This window comes from Phenylobacterium sp., from assembly GCF_036263695.1.
Classification (GTDB): domain Bacteria; phylum Pseudomonadota; class Alphaproteobacteria; order Caulobacterales; family Caulobacteraceae; genus Phenylobacterium.
Map to the genome: position 1 here is coordinate 1 of NZ_DATAGM010000157.1, position 4,176 is coordinate 4,176.

The following is a 4,176-nucleotide window of genomic DNA, read 5'->3' on the forward strand; positions in this document are numbered from 1 at the left end:
GCTGAGCACCGCCAGCTTCATCGGACCGCTCATCGGCCAGGCCAGGGCGATCGCGCCGGCGACCGGCAGCACCAGCAGCAGCACGAGCCAGGTGCGCTGAACGGTGGCGGCGTGGTCGGGGCCGGAGCCCCGGTCCTGCTCGGCCACCTGGAATCTGGCCAGCGCGGCCTCGTTCCAGGTGAAGATCCCTGTGTGCAGCAGGGTCATCACCGAGAAGCCGAGGGCGTAGTGGCCGAACTCGGTGGGCGTCAGCAGGCGGGTGAAGACGACGAGCGTCAGCAGGCCGACGAGGCCCTGGGCGATGTTCACGGGGAGGTAGCCGAGGACGCCGCGCCAGAACATCGGGCTACCTCACCGCCGCCCGGTCGCCGAGCAGGCAGGGGATGGTCATGGCCATGATGTAGAGGTCGAGCCAGAAGGACTGCCGCTCGATGTACGCCACGTCGAGGGCCACCCGGCGGCGCACCGCCTCGGGCGTGTCGACCGGCCCGCGCGAGCCGTGAATTGCGGCCCAGCCGGTCATGCCGGGCTTCATCCGGTGGCGGTGGGCGTATTCGGCGACCAGGCGGGCGGATTCCACGTCGCCGGTCTTCATGCCGACCGCGTGGGGGCGGGGGCCGACCAGCGACATTTCGCCGGCCAGCACATTGAATAGCTGCGGCAGTTCGTCGAGGCTGGTGCTGCGGATGAAGCGGCCGATGCGGGTGACCCGCTCGTCGCCCGGCATCACCTGCTGAGCGGCCTTGGGGTCCGCCCGGTCGTGGCGCATGGAGCGGAACTTCCAGACGACGATTTCTTCGTTGTTGAAGCCGTGGCGCCGCTGGCGGAACAGCACCGGGCCCGGGCTGTCGAGGCGGATCACCAGGGCGATCAGCAGCATGACAGGGGCGGCGAGGATCAGCGCGATCGTTCCGACCACCAGGTCCTGGGCCCGCTTGTTGAACGCCCGCCAGGCGTCGCGCGGCACGCCCGAGATGGTGGCCAGCGGCACGTCGGCGATACGGGCGAAGTCGGCGGCTTCGCCGACCGCGTCGCCGCCCTCCACCAGCAGCGCAATCTCGTTCGGCAGGACCCGCAGCCGCTCCATCAGCTGGCGCACGCGCTCGCGAGCCTGGCCGGGCACGGTGATCACGATCCGATCGACATAGGGCATGATCCGGTGGCCGAGCATGGCGTGGGTGTCGCCCAGCACCCGCACGCCGCGGACGTGGTCGGGCGCGCGGTCCAGCCGGTCGTCGAACACGCCCAGGATGTTGGCCTCGCGGTTCTTCAGCACCGCGGCCACCAGGCGGTCGGCGGCTTCGGTGGCGCCCACCACGACGATGTTCGGGGTCAGCCGGCCGTTGCGTCGCCAGCGGCGGATGCTGGCCCACCACAGGGCGTGCAGCGCGATCAGCGTCAGCGCCGTCCAGCCGGTCCACGAGAGCATCGCCCGGCCCACGTCCGGCGCGGGCAGGAAGGGCGCCAACGCCAGGAAGCTCGTCCCGCCGGCCAGCAGCAGGCCGACGGCCGCGCGGCTCAGGTGCAGGACCAGGCCCTCGCGCCAGCCGAAGTGATAAGCCTTGAAGAGGCCGAGGCCCGCCACGCCGATGAGCGCGGCGACGGCGAACGCCAGCACGTCCCAGCGCAGCGCGACCCCCAGGGTCACCAGCGCCACGGCCATGGCGTCCATGGCCTGGAACACGGCGGCCACGGCGCGGCCCTGCAGGCGGATGCGGGTGGGCGCCAGCCGGGCGGGACGGGAGGAGCCTCGCCGCTCGCCGACCCCGGACTCGCTTAGGGCCGGGACGGCCTCGCTGGGCGATGCGGCGATGAGGGACATAGGACGGTGATCACGCGACTTCTTCGACGGACTTGCGCCATCCTGCCGCGCTCGCGTGAGGTTCCCGTTAACGGGCGAACCTGATTCGCCCGGCCGGGCTCAGAAGACCTCGTGGACGTCCTCGCCGGCCAGCTCGCGATAGATCACCGCCGGTGGGCACAGCACGATGGCCGAGCCGAGCGCGCCGATCACGGACATGACGACGGTGTAGGTGATGGTCAGCGGGTTGAAGTAGGCGCCGATGGAGCTCATGTCGGCCTTCATCACCGCCTCCATGGGGCCGGCCGATCCGCTGATCGCGGCGCCCACGCCAAGGAAGATGGCGACGCCGAGTACGGCCACCAGCAGGTAGAGGCCGAAGGCCAGCAGGTAGGTCAGGAAGACCTTGCCCGAGCGGCCCTTGGTCATCGCCCAGGAGCCGAACACGTCAACCCGGCCGCGGGCCAGGGTCAGCGGCACGGCCAGCGAGAAGCGCGTCCACAGCCACAGCAGCGCCAGCAGCACGACCGGGACCAGCGCCAGGGCCAGGCCAGCTCCCGCCGCAGCGCCGCCGCCGCCCGTCGCGCCGATCAGAACGCCGAGGACGATGCCCATGACCAGGATCGCCGCCAGGTAGGCGAAGAACAGGATGAGCCCGATGGCGGCCAGGGCCAGGATCACCCGGACCTCCTCCGCGCCGAAGCGGACATAGCCGAGGCCATCCTCCTGGGGGCGCAGGACGGCCCGGCTCGCCGCCGCCGCCATGACCGCGCTGAACGCCAGCCAGAGCAGGAGAAAGAGGCCGTAGGCCGGCAGCAGCTGATTGAACGCGGCCATGGTGGCGGCCGGGTCCTGGGCCGCCCCGGGGCTCTCGGCGCTCGCCTGCAGCGCGCTCATGGCCTCACCGCCGACGCCGACCAGCACCAACAGCGTGACGAAGCTGAACACCAGGTTCAGCACGCACCAAACGCCGATCGCCCGCGGCCGCTCGCGCGTCAGCCGAAAGCCCACCAGCCCGGCCTCACCGATCGAGAAATCCCGCATCCGTACGCCCTTCCACCCGCCGGCCACGCCCGGCCGGAGATCCCCGCCCGGGAGTTCCTGCCTGCGGCGGCGATGAAGTCAAGCCGGGCCCGGACCAAGCGCGGCTGTCAATTCAACTTCATTGGAGGTGCAGAAGCAGGTCATGGTTCTCCGGCTGAGAACCAGCGGGGGAGCTGCGCCATGACCCACGAACGCCGAGTCGTCCTGTCGCTCGCCATCGCGCAGGCGCTGTTCCAGACCTCGGCGGTGCTGCTGGTGACCGTCGGCGGGCTGGCGGGCCAGATGCTGGCGCCCGACACCGCGCTGGCCACCCTGCCGATCGCCTGCGTGGCGCTCGGGACGGCGGTCGCCACCCTTCCGGCCTCGCTGCTGATGGGGCGGGTGGGGCGGCGGCCCGGCTTCGTGCTGGGCGCGCTGCTGGGCGCGAGCGGCGGCGGCCTGGCGGCCTTCGCCATGCTCACGGAAAGCTTTCCGCTGCTGTGCGTCGCGACGGGGCTGGTCGGCGGCTACCAGGGCTTCGCCCAGTTCTACCGGTTCGCCGCGGCGGAGGCGGCGAGCGAGGCCTTCCGGAGCCGGGCGATCTCGCTGGTGCTGGCCGGCGGCGTGGTCGCGGCCCTGGTCGGCCCGCACCTGGGTGCGGTGACCAAGGACCTGATCGGGCCCGCCGCCTACGCGGGATCCTTCCTGGCGGTGCTGGCCCTGAGCCTCGTGGCCGCGGTCGTGGTGGCCGCAACGCCGTTGCCGTCGGCGACCGCGGGCGGCGAGGCGGCCGAGCCGCCGCGGCCGCTGCCCATGATCATGCGCCAGCCGAAGTTTATCGCCGCCCTCGTGGGCGCGGCGGTGGGCTACGCGGTCATGGTCCTGGTGATGACCGCGACGCCGCTTTCCATGGTCGGTCATCATCACGGGGTGGCCGACGCCGCCTTCGTCATCCAGTGGCACGTGTTGGGCATGTTCGTTCCCTCGTTCTTCACCGGCTGGCTGGTGAAGCGGTTCGGGCTGACGGTGATGATGCTCACCGGCGTCCTGCTGCTCTTGACCCATGTGGCCGTCGCGATGAGCGGGATCGCGCTGCTCAACTACCTCTCGGGCCTGGTGTTGCTCGGCGTCGGGTGGAACTTCCTCTACGTCGGCGGCAGCACCCTGCTGACGGAGACCTACCGGCCGAGCGAACGCTCGCGGGTGCAGGGCCTCAACGACTTCCTCATCGTCGGCGTGGCGGCGGCGGCCTCGTTCTCGGCCGGGGCCCTGGTCGAGGCCTTCGGCTGGCGGGGGCTCAACCTGGCGGCCGTGCCGTTCCTGATGATCGCGGGCGCCGCGCTCGTGTTCGG

At 71.6% G+C, this 4,176-nt stretch carries 4 protein-coding genes; 1 reads left to right on the forward strand and 3 read right to left on the reverse strand.

Annotated elements, in window-relative coordinates:
- The 3 genes from VHK87_RS06505 to VHK87_RS06515 form a co-directional block, all read right to left on the reverse strand.
- A partial coding sequence (locus VHK87_RS06505) for an oligosaccharide flippase family protein (protein WP_329634087.1) occupies positions 1-342 on the reverse strand: 342 nt, incomplete at its 3' end.
- A 4-nt stretch (positions 343-346) separates the two neighbouring features.
- Positions 347-1,822 (reverse strand): exopolysaccharide biosynthesis polyprenyl glycosylphosphotransferase, encoded by a 1,476-nt coding sequence (locus VHK87_RS06510; protein ID WP_329634088.1) that lies wholly within the window; start codon positions 1,820-1,822, stop codon positions 347-349.
- A 99-nt stretch (positions 1,823-1,921) separates the two neighbouring features.
- Entirely contained in the window at positions 1,922-2,845 is a 924-nt protein-coding gene (locus VHK87_RS06515) for a hypothetical protein (protein ID WP_329634089.1), read from the reverse strand.
- Between the two features lie 180 nt (positions 2,846-3,025).
- Between VHK87_RS06515 and VHK87_RS06520 the strand changes: the two genes are divergently transcribed.
- On the forward strand, positions 3,026-4,176 hold a 1,151-nt coding region (locus VHK87_RS06520; RefSeq protein ID WP_329634090.1), incomplete at its 3' end, for an MFS transporter.

Excerpts from the sequence above, each read along its gene's own strand:
- VHK87_RS06510 (WP_329634088.1), bottom strand. The coding sequence starts at position 1,822 with ATGTCCCTCATCGCCGCATCGCCCAGCGAGGCCGTCCCGGCCCTAAGC.
- VHK87_RS06515 (WP_329634089.1), bottom strand. The coding sequence starts at position 2,845 with ATGCGGGATTTCTCGATCGGTGAGGCCGGGCTGGTGGGCTTTCGGCTG.